Source organism: Pseudomonas sp. Q2-TVG4-2 (assembly GCF_013620795.1).
Taxonomy (GTDB): domain Bacteria; phylum Pseudomonadota; class Gammaproteobacteria; order Pseudomonadales; family Pseudomonadaceae; genus Stutzerimonas.
This window is the reverse complement of sequence record NZ_LGLW01000002.1, coordinates 45,996-65,742: the sequence shown is the minus strand read 5'-3', so window position 1 is coordinate 65,742 and position 19,747 is coordinate 45,996. Positions and strand designations below refer to the sequence as shown.

At 63.4% G+C, this 19,747-nt stretch carries 20 protein-coding genes; 5 read left to right on the top strand and 15 right to left on the bottom strand.

Going from position 1 to position 19,747, the window contains the following annotated elements:
* Positions 1–62: 62 nt before the first annotated feature.
* The 8 genes from H3028_RS05380 to H3028_RS05345 all read right to left on the bottom strand — a co-directional run bounded on the left by H3028_RS05380 (position 63) and on the right by H3028_RS05345 (position 8,001).
* Entirely contained in the window at positions 63–506 is a 444-nt protein-coding gene (locus H3028_RS05380) for a heme-binding protein (RefSeq protein WP_181296040.1), read from the bottom strand.
* Positions 507–545: 39 nt separating this feature from the next.
* Entirely contained in the window at positions 546–1,718 is a 1,173-nt protein-coding gene (locus H3028_RS05375) for an alpha-hydroxy acid oxidase (protein ID WP_181296039.1), read from the bottom strand.
* Positions 1,708–2,724 (bottom strand): D-glycerate dehydrogenase, encoded by a 1,017-nt coding sequence (locus H3028_RS05370; RefSeq protein ID WP_181296038.1) that lies wholly within the window; start codon positions 2,722–2,724, stop codon positions 1,708–1,710. The genes H3028_RS05375 and H3028_RS05370 overlap by 11 nt, the downstream gene beginning before the upstream one ends.
* Before the next feature lie 14 nt (positions 2,725–2,738).
* Entirely contained in the window at positions 2,739–3,653 is a 915-nt protein-coding gene (locus tag H3028_RS05365) for a dihydrodipicolinate synthase family protein (protein WP_181296037.1), read from the bottom strand.
* A gap of 57 nt (positions 3,654–3,710) precedes the next feature.
* On the bottom strand, positions 3,711–5,219 hold the full coding sequence (locus H3028_RS05360; RefSeq protein ID WP_219919903.1) for a tripartite tricarboxylate transporter permease: 1,509 nt from the start codon (positions 5,217–5,219) through the stop codon (positions 3,711–3,713).
* Positions 5,220–5,253: 34 nt separating this feature from the next.
* Complete coding sequence (locus tag H3028_RS05355) at positions 5,254–5,721, bottom strand: tripartite tricarboxylate transporter TctB family protein (protein WP_181296036.1); 468 nt, start codon at positions 5,719–5,721, stop codon at positions 5,254–5,256.
* A 34-nt stretch (positions 5,722–5,755) separates the two neighbouring features.
* Complete coding sequence (locus H3028_RS05350; RefSeq protein WP_181296035.1) at positions 5,756–6,733, bottom strand: tripartite tricarboxylate transporter substrate binding protein; 978 nt, start codon at positions 6,731–6,733, stop codon at positions 5,756–5,758.
* Between the two features lie 116 nt (positions 6,734–6,849).
* Positions 6,850–8,001, bottom strand: a complete 1,152-nt coding sequence (locus H3028_RS05345; RefSeq protein WP_181296034.1) for a mandelate racemase/muconate lactonizing enzyme family protein — start codon at positions 7,999–8,001, stop codon at positions 6,850–6,852.
* Between the two features lie 226 nt (positions 8,002–8,227).
* Here H3028_RS05345 and H3028_RS05340 point away from each other — a divergent pair, with 226 nt between their 5' ends.
* From H3028_RS05340 to H3028_RS05320, 5 genes are all read left to right on the top strand, one after another.
* A complete protein-coding gene (locus H3028_RS05340; RefSeq protein ID WP_219919901.1) occupies positions 8,228–9,274 on the top strand; it encodes a LacI family DNA-binding transcriptional regulator in 1,047 nt (348 codons plus the stop codon).
* Positions 9,275–9,347: 73 nt separating this feature from the next.
* Positions 9,348–11,102, top strand: a complete 1,755-nt coding sequence (locus H3028_RS05335) for an IlvD/Edd family dehydratase (RefSeq protein WP_181296033.1) — start codon at positions 9,348–9,350, stop codon at positions 11,100–11,102.
* Between the two features lie 69 nt (positions 11,103–11,171).
* Positions 11,172–11,873 (top strand): fumarylacetoacetate hydrolase family protein, encoded by a 702-nt coding sequence (locus tag H3028_RS05330; RefSeq protein WP_181296032.1) that lies wholly within the window; start codon positions 11,172–11,174, stop codon positions 11,871–11,873.
* A gap of 112 nt (positions 11,874–11,985) precedes the next feature.
* Positions 11,986–13,149, top strand: coding sequence for a class C beta-lactamase (ampC, locus tag H3028_RS05325; protein ID WP_181296031.1), 1,164 nt, complete (start codon positions 11,986–11,988; stop codon positions 13,147–13,149).
* Between the two features lie 761 nt (positions 13,150–13,910).
* The gene (locus H3028_RS05320) at positions 13,911–14,831 is read left to right on the top strand and encodes a LysR substrate-binding domain-containing protein (RefSeq protein ID WP_181296030.1); all 921 of its coding nucleotides are present in this window, start codon (positions 13,911–13,913) and stop codon (positions 14,829–14,831) included.
* Between the two features lie 24 nt (positions 14,832–14,855).
* On the opposite strand, the gene madM is transcribed toward H3028_RS05320, so the two are convergent.
* From madM to H3028_RS05285, 7 genes are all read right to left on the bottom strand, one after another.
* Complete coding sequence (gene madM, locus H3028_RS05315) at positions 14,856–15,620, bottom strand: malonate transporter subunit MadM (protein WP_181296029.1); 765 nt, start codon at positions 15,618–15,620, stop codon at positions 14,856–14,858.
* Positions 15,621–15,623: 3 nt separating this feature from the next.
* The gene (madL, locus tag H3028_RS05310; protein ID WP_181296028.1) at positions 15,624–16,022 is read right to left on the bottom strand and encodes a malonate transporter subunit MadL; all 399 of its coding nucleotides are present in this window, start codon (positions 16,020–16,022) and stop codon (positions 15,624–15,626) included.
* A 130-nt stretch (positions 16,023–16,152) separates the two neighbouring features.
* Positions 16,153–17,088 (bottom strand): malonate decarboxylase subunit epsilon, encoded by a 936-nt coding sequence (mdcH, locus tag H3028_RS05305; RefSeq protein ID WP_181296027.1) that lies wholly within the window; start codon positions 17,086–17,088, stop codon positions 16,153–16,155.
* A complete protein-coding gene (locus tag H3028_RS05300) occupies positions 17,085–17,705 on the bottom strand; it encodes a malonate decarboxylase holo-ACP synthase (protein ID WP_181296026.1) in 621 nt (206 codons plus the stop codon). The genes mdcH and H3028_RS05300 overlap by 4 nt, the downstream gene beginning before the upstream one ends.
* A gap of 101 nt (positions 17,706–17,806) precedes the next feature.
* Positions 17,807–18,592: a biotin-independent malonate decarboxylase subunit gamma gene (gene mdcE / locus H3028_RS05295; protein ID WP_181296025.1), complete on the bottom strand. Its 786-nt coding sequence runs from the start codon at positions 18,590–18,592 to the stop codon at positions 17,807–17,809.
* Positions 18,589–19,455 carry a biotin-independent malonate decarboxylase subunit beta gene (locus H3028_RS05290; protein WP_181296024.1) on the bottom strand — a complete coding sequence of 289 codons (867 nt, stop codon included), beginning with the start codon at positions 19,453–19,455 and terminating at the stop codon, positions 18,589–18,591. Before H3028_RS05290 ends, mdcE begins: the two co-directional genes overlap by 4 nt.
* Positions 19,448–19,747: a malonate decarboxylase subunit delta gene (locus tag H3028_RS05285; protein ID WP_003296879.1), complete on the bottom strand. Its 300-nt coding sequence runs from the start codon at positions 19,745–19,747 to the stop codon at positions 19,448–19,450. Before H3028_RS05285 ends, H3028_RS05290 begins: the two co-directional genes overlap by 8 nt.

Genomic DNA, 19,747 nt, shown 5'->3' with positions numbered 1-19,747 from the left:
CGGATACGCCTGGCGTAATCGCCCGGGAAATTACTAAGCAACCGCTAGCCTGCCGAATCAGCTCAGAGACCGTGCTCTATCGCCTCCGCGCCGGCATTCGCCACCTGTGCGGCTTCGCCCCGATGGACTCCGTGAACACCGATCGCGCCGATGCACTTGTCCTCTGCATAGACGGGGATAGCATCTGCCGGGAATCGCACCTGCCGCGAGTGGGACGAGAAGGGTGCCTCGTCGACTAAGCCGCATTGCTCGGCGGCCGTGGCCTGCTGGGCCTTTTTGATCGCACACCGAGCACTGTCGGGCGGACTGCCGTCGAGTTTGACCAGCCCAAGCGGCTCGCCGAGGGTGTCGACGACCGCGATGGATACCGCCCAGCCATTGCGTTCGGCCTCGGCACGCGCCGCACGTAGCGCCGCTTCGGTGCGCTGTACGCCGAGCCGGCAACCATCCTCCAAAGGAGGAGGACCGGTGTAAATGGCGGCCTCTACGTCCCACAGTCCTGACAACAGTCCGCGTCCCATAAGCCCTCCGCTACCGGCTCTGCGCTATTTCTTGTTATTGACCAGGCAGTCCCTGGTGACCTCTTCAATCCGGGTCAGCCCCAGCAGCGCCATGTCACGCTGCAATTCGGCCCCCAGCAGATCAATCGCATGGGAAACACCCGCCTCGCCCGCGTAGGCCGCGGCGTAGTTGAACGGGCGGCCGATGAACACCATGCGCGCGCCCAGCGCCAATGCTTTCAGCACATCTGTACCGCGGCGGAAACCGCTGTCGATCATCACCGGCAGCTCGCTGACCGCTTCGACCACCCCGGGCAATGCCTCCAGCGCCGAGAGCGTGCCGTCAAGCTGGCGCCCACCGTGGTTGGAGACGATCAGCGCATCCGCGCCGGCATCGCGGGATTTACGGGCGTCATCCGGGTGGAGGATGCCCTTGATCACCAGCTTGCCCGGCCATAGGCGGCGGACCAATTCAATATAGCTCCAGTTGAGGTGACTACGACCCGAAAAGTCGCGCTTGACGTTGCCGGAGATGACCGCGATGCCGCGCGTGGCGTAGTTGTTTTCGAAATGCGGCATCCCGTGATTGATCAGCGTGCGCAGGAAGGTGCCGAACAGCCAGCGCGGCCGCACCAGGCCGTCATAGGCCAGACGCAGACTGGGGCGCAACGGCGAATAGAAGCCCGAGCGGGTGTTGTTGTCGCTGTTCGGCGGCACCGGATAGTCGACGGTGATCACCAGCTTATCGAAGCCGGCGTTGCGCACGCGCTCGATCAGCGCCTCGATACCGGCGTGATCGCCGGGCAGATAGGCCTGGAACCAGTCGGTCTTGCCGTTGTTAAGTACGTCTTCCATGCGGATCAGCGAGCTGCCGCTGAGGATCATCGGAATGCCGGCTTTCGCCGCCGCCTGCGCCTGCATCAAGTCGCCGCGGTAGGCTGACAGCGCACTGATACCCATCGGGGCGATGCCGATCGGCAATGCATAGCGCTGGCCGAGCAGTTCGGTTTCGAGGGAGATATTGGAAACGTCCACCAATGCGCGCGGCAGGAACGAATAGGCATCGAAGGCGCTTCGATTGGCCCGGGCGGTGTGTCCATCCTCGGCGACGTTGGCGATATAGCCGTAGATAGGTCGCGGCAGATGGCGTTTCGCAACGCGATCAAGGTCGTGCAGGTTCAAAATCGACGCCAAGCGTCGCGAATGATTACTTGGCATCTACGGGCTGTTCCTGCTGGGGTTGTACGAACCCGCCTGGGCGGGCTTCTGGATTGACCAGGTCCCGCGGGCGCTCACCGCGCAGGGCCTGACAGATATTCTCCACCGCGCAACTGGCCATCGCTGCACGGGTTTCATGAGTGGCCGAACCAATGTGCGGCAGGGTGACTACATTGTCCATGCGCAGCAGCGGCGAATCAGCTGCGACCGGCTCCTGCTCGAATACGTCCAACCCCGCCCCCGCAATCAGCCGCTCATCCAGCGCGCGGATCAATCCGGCCTCATCGACCACTCGGCCGCGGGAGACATTGATGAGAAATGCCGAGCGTTTCATTGCCTGGCATTGCTCGTAGCCGAGCAGGTGGTCGGTCTGTTCGGTCAGTGGCACGGTCAGGCAGACGAAGTCCGACTCGGCCAGCAACTGTTCGAAGCTGCGGCGCTCCAGCCCCCACTGGGCCTCCAGATCGGGCTTGGGCGAGGCGTTGCTATACAGCACGCGCATATTGAAGCCCAAGGCGCGACGGGCGATGGCTCGGCCGATGCGCCCGAGCCCGACCAGGCCGAGGGTCTTGCCGTGCACATCGTGGCCAAAGTGCGGCTCGCCGACGTGCTGAGTCCAACGGCCCTCACGCACCATGTTGGCCAGTTCCACCAGACGCCGGGCGCTGGCCATGATCAGCATGAATCCGGTGTCGGCGGTGGTTTCGGTGAGCACATCGGGGGTATTGGTCAGGAGGATCCCGCGGCGGCTCAGCTCAGCCACCGGCAGGTTGTCGTAGCCCACCGAGATGGTGGCGACGGCCTCCAATGCGGGCGCCTCGTCGAGCATCGCCGAGGTGACCTGCAGTTTGCCGCCAATCAGCCCATGAGCCTGGCGCAGCGCGGCGGCAACCGCCTCAGGTTGTAGCTCCGGCTCTTCGAAATAGGCGACTTCAAAGGCTTCACGCAAGCGCTGCAGATGCGATTCCTTCAGCCGGCGCAGGGCGACGATTCGTTTCTTGTGCATCGGTAACTCCATGATCAGCTTTGCTTGAGGCCCGGCATGTCGAATCCAAGGTCGTCGAGCAGCGCGAACAGCTCACCGCGCTGCTGCTGGTCGAGTTCCACCAGCGGCGGGCGCAGGCGCGTCCACTGCTCGCTGTCGCCGAACCTCGCGGTAACGGCCTTGAGCGCGCCGATCAACGGGAAACGCTCAAAGATTTTGCGGGTGCGTACCAAAGCGGCCTGTTGATCATCCGCATCCGCTGCCTGCCAGGTTTTGGCGAGCCGCGCAATCGGACCCGGGTTGACGTTTGCCGTGGCGCTGATACAGCCAGCGCCGCCAGCGCGCAGGGTTTGCAGCAAAAAGGACTCGCTGCCGGCGTAGACCTGGAAACCGTCACCGGCGAATTGCTCGATCACGGCCTGGGTGTTGGACCAATCGCCGGAGCTGTCCTTCAGGCCGACCACATTGGCCGGGTAGGCCTTGAGCAGACGCTCGATCAGCGCCAGAGACAGCGGCACCTGCGACACCGGCGGGATGTGGTAGAGGTAGATGCGTAGACGCTCGTCGCCGACCCGCTCGATTACCTCACTGAAGTAGCGGAACAGCCCCTCATCGGATACACCTTTGTAGTAGAACGGCGGCAGCATCAGCACCCCTTCGACGCCCTTGGCCACCGCGTGGCGGGTTTGCGCCACGGTATCCGGCAGTGCGCAACTACCGGTACCTGGCATCAGCCGCGCGGCGGGAACGCCCGCATCGATGAGCGTATCGAGCAAGCGGATTTTCTCCTCGACGGCCAGTGAATTGGCTTCCGAGTTGGTGCCGAATACTGCCAGGCCCAGTTCCTTGTCCAGCAGCCAGCGGCAATGCGCCACAAAGCGTTCCGTGTCCGGCGAGAGATCTGCCGAAAAGGGTGTAATGACCGGCGACCAGACGCGACCATGACTCATGGCTATCTCCTCTTTTGTAGTTATCCAGGCTGCCCCAGGGGCCGCCTGTGCGCGACGTCAGGCGAGTCGTGCCCGGCGCCGAAGCGGCGCGAGCAGCCAGCGGAACAGGGGCGTCGCCTGCAGCACCGAGAACACAGCGATGCTCAGCAGCACCACGGCGATCGGGCTGGTCAGGAAGATCCGGTAGTCGTCGTTACCGATCAGCATCGACTGATGGAAGGCGTTCTCCATCACCGGGCCAAGAATCAGGCCGATGACCATCGGAGCCGGCGACACGCCCGCCTTGGCCAGCCAATAGCCGAACAGGCCGAAGCCGAGCATCAGCCCCACCTCGAACAAGCTGTTGTTGATCGCGTAGGCGCCGATGATGCACAAGGCGATGATCGCGCAGGCGATGAAGCCGTCCGGGATGCGCGTGACCGCCACGCTGGCCTTGGTGAACATCAGGCCGACGGCAAGCAGGCCGATGTTGGCGAAGATCACCGCCCAGATCAGCGTGTAGGTCACGTCGCCGTAGTCGGTTAGCAGATTCGGCCCCGGCAGGATGCCCTGCACCATCAGCGCGCCGAGCAGGATCGCGGTGGCCGAGCTGCCAGGAATGCCGAGCGCGATGGTAGGAATCAGCGCGCCACCGACCACCGCATTGTTCGCCGCCTCGGGTGCCGCGACCCCGGCGGGCTCGCCGAGGCCGAAGCGGCTCTTGTCCTTGGCGAAACGCTTGGCCTCGTTATAGGCAAACCAGCTTGCGGTGTCGCCGCCGGTGCCCGGTATGAGCCCGACGATCACACCAATGCCGCTCGAGCGCAGGATATTCGGCATCAGCGCTTTCAATTCGCTGAACTTGGGAATCAGCCGATCCGTGATACGGCTGGCCACCTTGGCGGCACCATGGGAGTTTTCGATCAGCGACAACGCCTGCGGGATCGAGAACAACCCAATCAACGCCACCGTGAAGCTGATCCCGGAAAACAGGTTGATGTTGCCAAACGCCATGCGCGGCGTGCCAGTCGTCAGGTCCATGCCCACAGTGCTGATCAGCAGCCCGACGCCACCGGAAAACAGTCCGTTGATCACCGAGCCCTGGGCCAGCGAGCCGATGATGGTAATGCCGAGCACCGCGATAGCGAACAGCTCGATTGGCCCGAATTCAACGACGATGCTGCCCAGCAGCGGCGCCGCCATCAGCAAGGCAATGCCACTGATGGTGCCGCCGATGAAGGAGGCGAACAATGAGATCCCCAGCGCCTTGCCCGCCTGACCCTGCTGCGACATCGGAAAGCCGTCGAGCACCGTCGCGGCGGCCGAAGGCGTGCCCGGCGTGCGCAGCAGAATCGCGGCGATCGAGCCGCCGTAAGATGCGCCGACATAGAGCGAGGCCAGCATGCTCAACCCGGTGGCGGTGTCCATGTTGAAGGTCAGCGGCAACAGCAGCGCCAACGCCATGGTGGCCGAAAGGCCCGGCATCGCGCCGACGAACAGCCCAAGCAGGATGCCGCCGAAAATGGCAGCGAAGTTGGCCAGGGTCAGCACGTTGGCCAACCCGGTCATGACGATCGAACTTTCCACGCAAAAAACCTCGTCGAGAAATGGAGGGAAGCGATCAGGCGAACGCTGCTGGCAACAGCGGCACGGGAAGACCCAGGAACTGCACGAACACCAGGCACACCACCGTTACCAGCACCACTGTGCCGATCACTGCGAAACGCACCGAAACGGTGCGGATCAGCAGCAGCGACAGGCCCATGAACAACAGGGTCGACAGCAAGTACCCAAGCGTGCCGATGACCGAAACGTAGGCGACCGCCAGGACGAAAACGACGGCCGTCACGAGGTAGCGCGACCGGACCTCCACTTCATCGGTGGCGACTGCTGGCGCGTCGTCACGCTGGCTTGCCGCGCGCCAGCGCAGCAATTCCGAACACACCATGGCCAGCGAGAGCAGCGCGACCGTTACCGAGTAGATCAGCGGCATCTGTGCGGCAGCCTCCGGATAGCCGTGAGCGTTGGTAAAAAACACCGCGGCCAGGACTATTCCAAAGAGCCCGAGTACCAACCTGTTCTTGTTCATGGACGCCTCCCCTCGCTGCATTCAACGAATGGAATCACTGCTGCTGATCGCCTACTTCCTTCCAGATGCCTTGGAACTCCGTCTCCATGCTTTCAAACATTTGCCCGTAGTCGTCGCCCGTGACGATGTCGATGTGGAGGGCCCGCTTCTTGGCGTCGGCAAGGAACGCCTCATCGTTTTTCAGCGCTTCGAATGCGGCGATCAGCTGATCGCGGGCCTCGTCCGGAATGCCGGCCGGTGCGCTGTAGCCACGCGAGGAGCCTGCCACCACATCGATGCCCTTCTCTTTCAGCGTCGGGACATCGGGCAGGCTGTCGAAGCGCTTGTCGGCGAATACCGCCAGTGCTCTGAGGTTGCCGCTTTGGATCTGGCTGTAGACGTTGCCCACGTTGTTGAAGCTGACGTCGATCTTGTTGCCCATGGCCGCGGTGGCTGAAGGGCCATCGCCCTGGAACGGCACCTTCTTGAAGGAAAGACCCGTGGCCTTCTCGATCACCAGCGTGGTGAAGAAATCGTCGCCGCCCACCCCGGAGTTACCGACGGTGACACGGCCGGGCTTTTCCTTGGCCGCGGCCAACAGGTCCTCGATCGTCTTGTAGGGGCTGTCCTTGGCCACCACGGCGATGCCCGAATCGGTCACCACATTGGCGATCGGGGTCAGGTCCTCGATGTTGTAAGTGATCGCGTCGTTCATGATGTAGTTGGTCATCAGCATGGGCGTGTTGGTGATGCTGACTACCGTGCCGTCCTTCTTCGATTGTCTGGCCAGACGTGTCCAGGCGATCGCGCCAGTGGCACCCGGGATGTACTCGTTGACGAAGTTCACGTCCAGCTTCTTGCTTAGGTACGGCTGCACCAGCTGCGCCAGGACGTCGCTGCCGCCACCGGGCTTGAAGCCTTGCAGCACGGCGATTTCGTCACCGGCGACATAGTCCGCCTGGGCGGCGAAGGGAACGGCAAACGCCGTAACGGCGGAAAGGACGGCAACGGACAGTTTCTGGTTGATCTTCATTTCGCTCACTCCACATTTCTTGTTGGACTTATGGTGTCTGGCCACGCGAGCCAAGACGTGGTCAGGGGCGGCAACCGTGCGCCACCGCCCCTACAGCGGGTGATGCCAATCTCTGCTCAGCGGTTGTTTTTGAATGTCATCCAGGGCTGGTTGTCAGCCGCGATCGAGTAGCGCGCAACGGCGTGCTCATCGAAGTTGAAGCCGAGCCCTGGGGATTGGTGCAGCTTGATGTAGCCGCCTTCCTGCTCCAGCTGGCGGTCGATCAGACGGCGGAAATTGAGCACCTGGTCGTCCCAGAAGAACTCCACGTAACGGGCGTTCGGCGTGGCCGCGACCAGCGGCGCGTGCACATCGTGAAACCAGTGCGGGTACATCGGCACGCCGTAACCGGCCGCCATCGCCGCGATGCGGCGCCACTCGGTGATACCGCCGCAAACCAGCGCGTCGGTCTGCAGGATGGCCGCGCCGCCCTTGTCGAGCAGTTCCTTGTGGCGCCAGCGGCCGGCCTCGACCTCGCCGGTCGCGATGGGAATCGGCGTGGCGCGCGCCAGCCGCGCGTGGCTGTCGATGTCATCGACCAGGAATGGCTCTTCGACGAAGCTTGGCTCGTATCGCTCGAAGCGGCGCACGTACCGCAGCGCCTCGGTAACGTCGCTCCAGCCATTATTGACGTCGAGCATCAGCTCGACATCGGGGCCGATGGCTTCGCGTGCCGCTGCGACCCGCGCTTCTTCTTCCTTGGGCGACAAACGACCGGTTTTCATCTTCACCGCCTTGAAGCCGAGCGAGACGTAGTGCGCCATCTCCTCGCCGAGCAGTGCGGGGGTCTTGCCGTCGAGGTAGTAGCCGCCGCTGGCGTAAGCCGGCACACGATCGGCCCTGGCTGCACCGAGGTAGCGGTGCAGCGGCAGGCCGGCGCTGCGTGCATTGAGATCCCACAGCGCCGTGTCGAGAATGCTGAGCGCACGCATCACTACACCGGCGCGGCCCTGCAGCAGCGCTTCCTGGTACATCTCCTTCCACAGCGCCTCGACATCCAGCGAATCGCGACCCAGCAATACGGGGGCCAGCAGCTTTTCCACCGCGATTGGCAGCAGCTCGCCACCAGCACTGCCGACGTAGCAGAAGCCGATACCGGTCACGCCATCCTCGGATGTCACTTTGACCAGCCCGTAGTCCCGGGCGTGAACGGTGCGGTTGGAGAACGAGGTGACCTTGTCCAGCGGCACGCGGGCTGCGCATACGGAGATGGAGCTGATCTTTGCCATTGATTCTTGTCCTGTCTTAGGCCGGCGAAACCGATGTAAACGCTTTCAAAGCCTGTCTTTTCGTTGATTCGTAGGCTGTGCTCTTCAACGTCGATACGGAGCGACAGCAGCTATGTAATCGCTTACATTTGATAAATAATCCGATGTAAGCGTTTACAAAAACTTAGTTTCGGTTTTTCCTAATGTCAAACGCCATTCGCCAAATGGCCAGTCCAAGGATTCGACGATGGGTAATTCGATGTCCCCTCCCCCAACAGGCTTATCACGTGCCAGCCTGCACGATGTCGCCCGCCTCGCAGGGGTTTCGACGGCTACCGTATCGCGGGTGATCAACGGTAGCGCCGCCGTCAGTGACGACAAGCGACAGGCCGTCCAGCGCGCCTGCGACGAACTCGGGTACGTACTCAATGCCGCCGCTAGGACCTTGGCATCTCGCCGCAGCATGACCATCGGAGCGGTCGTGCCGACACTGGCAACGGAAACATTCTCCCGCACGCTCGCGGCCTTCCAGGAACGGGTTCACGAAGCCGGCTACACCCTTCTGGTCGCCAGTTTCGGTTTCGATGCGCAGGTCGAGCTGAAGGAAGTTCAGACCATGCTGGAGCATGGCGTCGATGCGCTGATGGTGGTCGGTCGTACCCACGATCCGAAGTTATGGGACCTGATAGAACGCAAGCGCATCCCGTGTGTGCAGGCCTGGGCGCAGGATCCCAACCGCCCGAGCGTCGGCTTCAATAACACCGCCGTCGCGCGGCAGATGGTCGAACACCTGTTGTCCCTCGGGCACCGGAAATTCGCCATGATCGTCAACGAACGCTCGTTCAACGACCGTGTGGGCGACCGGATCGCAGGTACTCATGCACGCCTCGCCGAAGAGGGGTTGGACCTGCCCGCCCAATGGCGCGTGGCGGCTGACCTGACGCTGGAAAGCGCGATCGTAGCCATGCAGCGTCTGTTGCGAGGTCCGGAGCGGCCTACAGCTGTCATTTGCGCTAACGACTTGCTGGCGTTCGGCGCACTGCTAGCTGCCAAGAATCTGGGCGTTCGTGTGCCCGAAGACATTTCAGTGGTCGGTTTCAACGACTTCGATTACGCCAAGTACATGTCCCCGCCGCTGACCACGATTCGCGTGGACCTGGCGCAGATGGGCGACTTCGCGGGCGCCTATCTGCTCGAAGCCCTGGCCGGCAAGCGGCCGGTTGGCCTGATAGAGACGACCACGGAGCTCCTGGTACGAGGCAGTTCCGGCCCGGCACCGACCGGCCCCGAGTGAGCGCCGCCCGCCGCCTTTTCATCCTGGAGCCGACTGCCCCGGCATCGTTCCAACCCATCGAGAGGAAACGCCCATGAACAAGAACAATGGCAACTCGGCAGAAAACGCGGCGCAGGGCATGCGCAAGGGCCTGACCAACTATGGCGATGCGGAGTTCTCGCTGTTTCTGCGCAAGGCCTTCATCAAGGGCGCCGGTTATTCGGACGACGCCCTGTCGCGCCCGATCATCGGCATCACCAACACCGGCAGCGGCTTCAACCCCTGCCACGGCAACGCGCCGCAACTGATCGAGGCGGTCAAGCGCGGGGTGATGCTCGCCGGCGGCCTGCCGGTGGATTTCCCCACCATCTCGATCCACGAGAGCTTCGCCCACCCCAACAGCATGTTCCTGCGCAACCTCATGTCGATGGACACCGAGGAAATGATCCGCGCCCTGCCGATCGATGCGGTGGTGCTGATCGGTGGCTGCGATAAGACCGTCCCGGCCCAACTGATGGGCGCCGCCAGCGCCGGGGTGCCGGCCATCCAGCTGGTCAGCGGCTCGATGTTGACCGGCTCCCACCGCGGCGTGCGCGTTGGCGCCTGTACTGATTGCCGGCGCTTCTGGGGCATGTACCGCGGCGACGAGATCGACCAGCAGGAAATCACCGAGGTCAACGATCAGTTGGTGGCCAGCGTCGGTACCTGCTCGGTCATGGGCACAGCCAGCACCATGGCCTGCGTCACCGAGGCGCTGGGCATGATGCTGCCAGGCGGCGCCACGCCACCAGCGGTGACTGCCGACCGCATCCGTATTGCCGAGCGCACCGGCACCCAGGCAGTGGCGATGATCCAGGCGGGGATCACACCGGACCGGATTCTCACCGAGAACGCCTTCGAGAACGCCCTGATGGTGTTGCTTGCCATCGGCGGATCGACCAATGCCATCGTGCACCTGTCGGCGATCGCCGGCCGCTGCGGCATCCGCATCGACATGGACCAGGTCGATGCGCTTGGCCGCAACATCCCGGTTCTGGTCAATCTCAAGCCGTCCGGTACGCACTACATGGAAGATTTGCATAAGGCCGGCGGGCTCGCCCCCGTGCTGCGCGAACTGCGGCCCTTCCTGCACCTCGACGCGCTGACGGTCACCGGACGCACGCTGGGCGAAGAGCTCGATGACATCGCCGCGTTCCCGCAGGAGGTGGTGCGTCCGCTGAATAACCCGATCTACCCGCAAGGCGGCATCGCCTTTCTGCGCGGAAACCTGGCGCCGGACGGAGCGATCATCAAACAGTCCGCCGCCAGTGCCGAGCTGATGGAACATGAAGGCCGAGTGGTGGTGTTCGACGGCCTGGAGGATCTGGCTCAGCGCATCGACGATCCGGACCTCGACGTGAACGCAGACGACATCCTGGTGCTGAAGAACATCGGCCCGAAGGGCGCCCCTGGCATGCCGGAAGCCGGCTACATCCCGATTCCGCGCAAACTGGCGCGGGCTGGCGTGAAGGACATGGTGCGCATCTCCGATGGGCGCATGAGCGGCACGGCAGGCGGCACCATCATTCTGCACGTCACGCCCGAAGCGGCGGTCGGCGGGCCACTGGCGCTGATCGAAAGCGGTGATCGCCTGCGCCTGAGCGTGGCCGAGCGCTCCCTGCAATTGCTGGTCAGCGACGAGGAACTGGCCCGCCGGCGCAGCACCCTGAGCCTGCCGGAGCCGCGAGAAGGCGATGAACGCGGCTATCGCAAGCTGTTCCTGGATACCGTGACTCAGGCCGATCATGGCTGCGACTTCGATTTTCTGCGCAGCCTGGATGAGGCCGGTAGCGTGCCGCTGCGCAAATGAACCCCTGCGCGTCGCGGCTCATCGGTGGCGACGCGGACACGTCAACAACAAGACCCTGGAGTCCGAACAGTGAACGCGATTGACCAGAACGACTACCTCTTCACCCCCGACATTCCCAGCCTCGCCATCGCCGGTAGCAACCAGCGCTTCCCGGTGCGACGCGTCTACTGCGTCGGGCGCAACTACGCCGAGCACGCGCGCGAAATGGGCCATGACCCGGACCGCGAGCCGCCATTCTTCTTCACCAAGCACCCCGACAGCCTGCTGCCGGACGGCAGCGTGTTCCCCTACCCGCCGGGCACCGAGAGCGTGCACCACGAGATCGAAATGGTCGTAGCGATTGGCCGCGGCGGCGCCGATATCCCGGCCGAACAGGCGCTCCAGCACGTCTACGGCTACGCTGTGGGGCTGGACATGACTCGCCGCGATCTGCAGGCCGAAGCGAAGAAGATGGGGCGACCCTGGGCGGTGGCCAAGGGCTTCGATCACGCCGCGCCCTGCTCGGCGCTGGTGCCGGCTGTAACGATCGGCCATCCGAGCGAGGGCCGTATCTGGCTCGACATCAATGGCGAGACCCGCCAGGAGGGCGACCTGGCTTCGCTGATCTGGAGCGTGCCGGAGGTGGTCGCTTATCTGTCGCGCCTGTTCGTACTCGAGCCCGGCGACCTGATCATGACCGGCACCCCGGCGGGTGTCGGACCGGTGCAGCGCGGTGACCGACTGAGCGGCGGCGTTCAGGGCATTGGTACGCTCGAGATCACAGTTGGCTGAGGGGATGCATCGCTGAGCGAGCAAGCTGGCGCGCGACACCGTAACAGGGGCTTCTGCAGCTGACTGCCTGATGGTAGGTTTCACGCCCTTCAGGTGAGATCGAGGATCCACGATGCGCGTATCCAGGATGTATCGAACACGGCTGCCTGTCGTCGCCATGCTGGCGATCCTCAGCCACCTGGCGGTGGCCGATACGGAGTTTGCGCAGCTGGACGCGACGGTAGCGGACGCCGCCCAGACCCTGATGACGCAACACGCCATTCCGGGTCTGGCCATCGCCATCACGGCGCAGGGCAAGCAGCGCTTCTACCACTACGGGGTCGCCTCGAAGGCGACGCAGCAGCCCGTTACGCGCGACACCCTGTTCGAGATCGGCTCGGTCAGCAAAACCCTTACCGCCACTCTGGTGGCTTATGCCGACGCCCAGGGAAAGCTCTCGCTGACCGACAGCCCCAGTCGCCATCTGCCGGCTCTTGAAGGCAGCGAATTGGATCAGATCACCCTGATCGATCTCGCCACGCATACTGTCAGCGGTTTTCCCTTGCAGCTACCCGATGAGGTTCGCAACGAGCAGCAGCTGACCGATTACTTCAGAGCCTGGCGACCCCAGTACCCACCGCGCACCCAGCGTACCTATGCCAACCCCAGCATGGGTCTGCTTGGAATGGTCGCTGCGAAGAGCCTGGGGCTTCCCTACGCCGATGCCTTGCAGACCCAGCTGCTGCCGAAGCTCGGCATGCGCCACACCTTCATCAATGTGCCTTCAAGCGAGATGGCGCGCTATGCGCAGGGCTACAACAAGGACGGCGCCCCGGTCAGGCTGAATCCCGCGCTGCTGGCGGACGAAGCCTACGGCGTGAAAACTACCAGCCAGAATTTGCTTCGCTTTATCGAGACGCAGCTCGGCATCGCCGAGACGGATGATTCGGTCAGGCAGGCCATGGCCGCGACCCGAACTGGCTACTACCGGGTGGGCGCCATGACGCAGGCGCTGGTGTGGGAGCAGTACGACTATCCGGTAGCGCTGGGAGATTTGCTGGCCGGCAACGGCAGCAGGATGGTGCTCGAAAGCCAGCCCGCGCAGCCGATCTCCCCGCCTCTGCAACCGCAGGCCGATACCTGGATCAACAAGACCGGCTCAACCAACGGCTTCGGTGCCTATGTGGCCTTCATACCGGCCAAGCAGCTGGGAATCGTCATTCTGGCCAACCGGTACTACCCCAACGAGGAACGTGTGAAGCTCGCTTATCGCATCCTGGGCCAGTTTGACGGATAACCAGATGTGGCGAACCCTAGGGACGGCAGGCGTCGACACGCTGGTTGGTGGGCTGAAGCGGAGCGCCGCCTGCCCTGCCCTATAACCCTGACTAAATGGCTATCGCACCGGTTCCTAGGGTGGGCTTTAGCCCACCGGGGTCTGATCTGTCGCGACATGGGCATCGAGCTGCACGATCCGCTCTGATCTACGAGGCAGAGCGAGTGCGGTGCAACTATCAACCAAGCCCGAGCTACCCGTCTGCCTCCGCTCCATGGATGGCATCCGATGAGGGGGTCCGTTCAGCTGGCCCAGGCTCCGGTTGCGAAGACTGGCAGTCTTCCGTTTGAATACCCAAGGCCATCAGCAGCGTCTCGGTTACTTCCATGAATGAATATCCGTCGGCCCATATCTGCGTCTTACCGTTCAGCCTGTTATCCATTTCGTCCATATCCTGAGCTGGAGCGTCCGTCCAGCCGTCGTTCGGGTTGTCGTAGGCCTTGCCGAGTGGCAGCACACAACTACAGGCATCGAACATGCCATTATGCAGACTGACTGTTTCCCTTATATTTCAGTATCTTACGAACATACCCATTCATGCCTATCATGCAACATGCATGGCGAGCGCGACTTAAGCATGCGATCTGCACGCCAAGCGCTTTCGGCCAGGTAAAACGACTCGCTTTGCCGGCTAGCGCATCACGCAGGTAGCGCGAGCGACTCCTGAGCCCGAAGCCGGTCCGCGTTAGGCATAATCGACTCCCTTGTCCGAGCCCTCGCCCATGCAAATCGACGAAGAACTCACCCTGAAAAAGCTGGAGGTGTTTCTAGCTTTCATGCGCAGCGGAAACCTGAGCAAGGCAGCCGCCGACCTGAACACCAGTAATGTCAGCGTGCACCGCGCGATCCATTCACTGGAAAGTGCGCTGCGCTGCCCGCTGTTCAAGCATGAGGGGCGCAACCTGATACCGCTGGAAAGCGCTTATGTGCTTGAGGAGAGGGCGCAGAAGCTGGTGCAGGATGTGCTCGAGACAGTTCGCCAGACCCGCGAGGCCGCAGGCTTCTCGGCGGAGCGCTTCAAGCTCGGCGCACTGTATTCGCTGACGGTCAAAACCGTGCCGCAGCTCATCATGGGTCTGAAGCTGCGCCGCAGCGAGCTGAATATCGACCTGATCCTAGGCTCGAATATCGACCTCTTCTACAAGCTGAAGAACATGGAGCTGGACGCCATCCTGGTGTCGCTGAACGAAAGCGTCTGCCATGACCCGGACTGCGCCCAGTTGCCCCTGTTCGCCGATGACATCTTTCTCGCCGCACCGGCCGACTCTCCCTTCGCCCAGCGGCCCGAGGTGGATCTGAGCGAATTGCGCGATGCCACATTCATTACCCTCACCCAGGGCTTTGCGACCCATCAGGACGGCAATCGGGTGTTTCAGCAGGCGGGCTTCGAGCCCAAGGTGGCAATGCAGGTGAACGACATCTTTACCCTGCTCAGCATGGTCAACTCGGGGGTGGGTTATGCCCTGCTGCCGGGACGGGTCGGGATGGTCTACGAGTCGCGGGTCAAGCTGGTGCCGCTACAGGCACGCTATCACCTGCAACAGCATATCGGCGTGGTGTTCCTGAAGGCCAAGGAGCGCGATCCCAACCTGCTCGCACTCCTCGCCGAATGCCGCATGTACAGCTTGAAGAATCCCAGCTGAGCCATGCGGCGGCCATGCGGTGCTCTACCCGATCAAGCCACGCATGATGAAGAACAACAGTGACGGGCCAAGCAAGCAGCCCAGTGCGGTATAGAACGCCGCCGTCAGACAACCGTACGGAACCAGCTTGGCATCAGTTGCCGCCAGACCACCCGCTACCCCGCTGGACGTGCCGATCAAACCACCGAAAATGACCGCCGCGCGCGGGTTATTCAGGCCCATCATAGGTGCGAAGAACGGCGTCGCAATCATCACCAGAATCGCTTTTACCAGACCCGCCGCGATGGACAACGCCATAACCTCAGAGCTGGCGCCAATCGCGGCGCCGGTTACCGGGCCGACGATATAGGTGACCGCACCCGTGCCGATGGTGGTCAGGCTGATCGCATCGGTGTAACCAAACGCCATGGCCACGCCAACGCCGGCGACAAAGGACGAGAAAACGCCGACGAACAGCGCCAGCACGCCCACCATTCCGGCGCGCTTGAGTTCCTCGACACTGACCCCGAAACCGGTGGCGACAATGGCGAAGTCACGCAGCATGGAACCGCCGAGCAGGCCGATGCCAGAGAAGAGTGCGATGTCTACCAGCCCCTTTTGGCCCCCTGTCATCACGCCGCCGATGTAGGACAGCAACAGGCCGATAAGGATGGCCACCGCTGAGCCGTGCAGGCGGCCCTTGGTCAGTTTGTCCGACAGCCAGTAAGAGAACCACATGGTCGCGCCGATGATGGCGAAGCCACTGATCAGGCCGTAGCCGGAAACCACCTTCAGTAGAGATTCGTACATGGCTCAGCCCTCGGTAGTCAGTGGTTTGGCTTCATCGGCTTCAAGCTTTTTTCGGCCGATCCGATCGAGCACTGGTACCAGGGCAAAGGCGATAGCCACCGCCGCAACACCCGCGAGAATTGCCATCGGGCCGCCGCTGAGCGCGCCGAATACGTTTTGCTGCGCGGCCATGGCCACAACGATGGGGATATAAACGGCGCTCCAGAATTTGACGCCCTGCTCCGAATCCGCCTTGAACAGGCCACGCTTCTTGAGATAGCTGCCGAGCAGAATCAGCAGCACCATGGCAATGCCGACGCCGCCAACGTTGGCCGGTACGCCGATGAGTTTGCCCAGCAGCTCACCAACGAAGATGCCTGCGAGGGTGCACAGGGCCAGGAAGGCCACACCGAAGATGATCATTGTTATTGTCCTTTTTGGGTTGCACACCAGACCATGCGTAGCTGGCTGGAATACGGTGTTGTCGAGGTAGTTGTTTTTATCCGTCGAGTAGTGACGAGTACGGGTTCGCTCGTCACGAAGCGCACGCGGTTTATCGGCTCCGGCTTCCCTCCTGACGCAGCAAGGCGTCCAACGTATCCAAACGAGCGCCGTCGAAAGCGATCAGCGTACCCTGTTCGAAAACCCGCCGCGCCAGGCCGGTGAGAATGGCTCCGGGCGGCAGTTCGATATGCAGCCGTACCCCGCGCTCATAGGCGGTGCACAGGGTGCCGTGCCAATCGACGACGCGGCACATATTGAAGGCCAGATCGTCGCGCAGACGCTGCGGATCGGTGATTGGCCGCGCCGTGGTACTGCTCAGATAGCGGATGCGCGGCGCGCGTAGCTCGACATCGCCGAACGCCTCAGCGAGCCGTGCGGCCGGTTGGTCCAACAGCGCGCTGTGGGACGGCACGCTCACCGCCAGTCGCTTTGCGCAGGCCGCGCCGAGGGTCTTGGCGCGCTCTGCGACCGCAGCCATTGCGTGATTCGCACCTGCGATGACGATCTGGTTGTCGCCGTTGATGTTGGCGAGGTGCACGGGCGACTGCCCTGCGTGCACCTCGCCCAGCAAACGTTCGACGGTACCGAGATCAAGGCCGATGATCGCGGTCATGCCGAAACCCTGTGGGTAAGCGTTCTGCATCAGCTCGCCACGTAAGGCGACCAGCCGTACGGCGTCGCGATAGTCCAGCGAGCCGGCCGCCACCGCTGCGGCATAGGCGCCGATGGAAAGACCGGCGACGTAGTCCGGCACCTGCCCGCTGCGCATCAGCAATCGGGCACCGGCGACTCCGGCAATCACCAGGCAGAGCTGCACGGCGCGGGTTGAGCCCAGCGCGGCTTCACTGTCCAGCGACAGGGCATCCTCGCCGAGCGCTTCACCGGCCTGCTGCAGGCACTCGATCACCTCCGGCTCCTGCGGCAGGCGATGGAGCATGCCGGGCTTCTGCGCGCCCTGCCCCGGAAAGGCAAACAGGCTGCTCATGCCGCCAGTTCCCGCAGCTGCCAGGGGTCGTTTACCAGTCGTGCGCCGGCATGGGACTTGAGCAGCACGCGTGCGGATTCACTGGCCCAGTCGCGCAAGGCGACGGCACCAGAGGGCGTCTCCAGCTGCATATCGACGCGGCAGGGAGCTCCGTCCAGTAGAAGTTGCAATTCGCAGGCATCGGCGCGCGATAGTTCGACGGGTGTGCGTAACAGCAGGTCGAGATCGCTATCGGCATGGGCGACTGCAAGCCCGGTTGCGAGTTGAAAGCCCACTGAACCGGTCACGCCCCAGCGCAGGCCCAGACCATCCAAGGAGGACTTGAGCAGTGCCAGCGCACGCAGCGCCGGCAAGTCGCGAGACGGCAGCGACTCGACCAACTGCTCTGGGCGCACGCTGCGCATGATGCCGCTCGCCGGCATCACCGAGGCATAGCGCTGATCACGGCTGGCGCCGCGCAGACCCACCGCGATCTGACCAGTGGCCACCATGGCTCGCCGGACGACCACGGGCTGGCCAGCGCTGAGCACTTGGCGTGCCCATTCCGGAGCATCAGCGGGCAAGTGCGCTAGGGACATTCCCCAGAGCAGGTCATGGGGGCGTGGAATAGGGTGCATCTACAGCCTCCTCGTGATTGTTGTTGTGGAGGGCGGGGGAAAAACCCCAATCGGAGCTGCTTCGAGCGCTTTCGGCGGGTTGCCGCCGCCGTGCGTTTTTCCTACCACTGCGCGCGCAGCATCTCCCTCACGCGTGACGATGCCTCGCGATTCGGCGCTCCAAGGCGCCCACGCAAATCGGACCTGCCGCCGATGTCCTCGACGGCCTTTTCCAGGCAGTCGCGCACCCGCTGCAGGTCATCGCCGGCGGGCTGCTCGATGTTGTCGACCGATAGGGTTTCCCAAAGCAGGCCGAGGGTGGCGTAGTTGTCGATGTCATAGGCCATTGGCGGCACCGATTCGGCCAGGGCTTCGAGCTCCTCGACGCTACGCAGGGTGATGCGCGCCGCCGCGGCCTTGCCCATGGCATGCACCATCACGCCCGGATCGCGCAACGCGATGATTCGCTGAGCCTGGTAACCGTGAGCGAGGAAGGCACCGGACATGGCCTTGCCCACCAGCAGGGCAACCACGGGATGCCCTGCCAGACGGGCGCGGGCATAGCCGTCCACCGCACCGGCCAGCGCCTGATGAATGCCAAGGGCTTCCTCGCGGCGCCCGTAGGCCTGGCTCGGCACGTCGACCACCGCGACCAGCACGCGCTTGTCGGCCTTGTCACGATCGGCTTCGATGGCTTCGTCCACGGCTTTACCCAGGCCCCAACCTTCGAGCAGGCCGACTTCGCCATTACGAGCGCGGGGAAAGGGATTCTCGGCATCCGGCACCACCGCGATATAGCGCGCGGCGCGGTCACCGAGCTGGCCGTCGACCACCTTTACCGAGGCGGGATAATCCGCCAGTGCCTGGCCGCCGGCCAGGGCTTGCAACCAGTTCAGTCCACGGCTCATTGAGCATCTCCTTCATAGAGGGCACGCACGGCGGCGGCATCAAGCTGCGTGCGGGTGTCGACATCGGCCAAGCGTTGCAGGAACCAGGCATAGCGGCGGCTGCGGGGCTGCGTGGGTTTGCCCAAGGCAAACAGCCCATACAGTTGCTTGCGGATGGCATCGATATCATCGGCGACATAGGCGTCCACCAAGCCGCTGGCATAGCGCTGCTCGCCGCCGCTCATGCTCCAGATGAAGGGCCGGTCACGGGAGTCGTATTCCTCGATACCGGCTTCCTGTTCGATGACTTGCGGGCCGTTGAGGCCGATGCGCGCCTCGCGGGTGGCGACCAGGTAGCTGCACAGCCCGGCGGCGATGGACATGCCACCAAAACAGCCGACCGAACCGGCGACCACGCCGATCACTGGCTGATGCTCGCGCAGCTCGACGATGGCGGCTTGGATCTCGGCGATGGCGGCCAGGCCCAGGTTGGCCTCCTGCAGCCGCACGCCACCGGTTTCCAGCAGGAGCACGGCGCGGGTCGGGATGCCGTTACGGTTGTCCTCGGCAGCCAGTTCGAGCGCGCCAGCGATCTTCGCGCCGCCGACTTCGCCCATGCTGCCGCCCTGGAAGGCCCCTTCGATCGCGGCAATCACCGCCGGCTGGCCGTTGATGGTTCCTTTCGCGACCACCACGCCGTCGTCGGCCTGGGTGACGATGCCCTGCTTCGGCAGCCAGGGCGAGGTGACGCGATCGAACGGATCGAGCAATTCGCGGAAGCTGCCCTCATCCAGCAGCGCGCGGGCGCGCTGGCGGGCGCCGAGTTCGACGAAGCTGCGCGACTGAAGTAAACGGGCCACGTTGTTAGCAGACGAATCAGTCATGGCCGACTTCCTCCAGTCCCTGCTCCAGGCGCAGACGCACTACGCCGGGGGTAGCCCCAAAATCGTGAATGTCGATGTTCAAGGCTGGCGGTGTCTGCTCGCGGAACATCCGCTCGAACAGTTGCTGCCAGCGCTGCTCGGCGCCGTTTACCGAGGTGACCACCTGGATCGCCAGCTTGCCGGCCTGCCCGGGCTCGAGCAGCACTTCAAGATCGCCCGAGCCGACCACACCGACCAGGGCCTTGCCGCGGGCGGGTTGCCCAGCGGCGAATTCGAAAGACAGGGTTTCCAT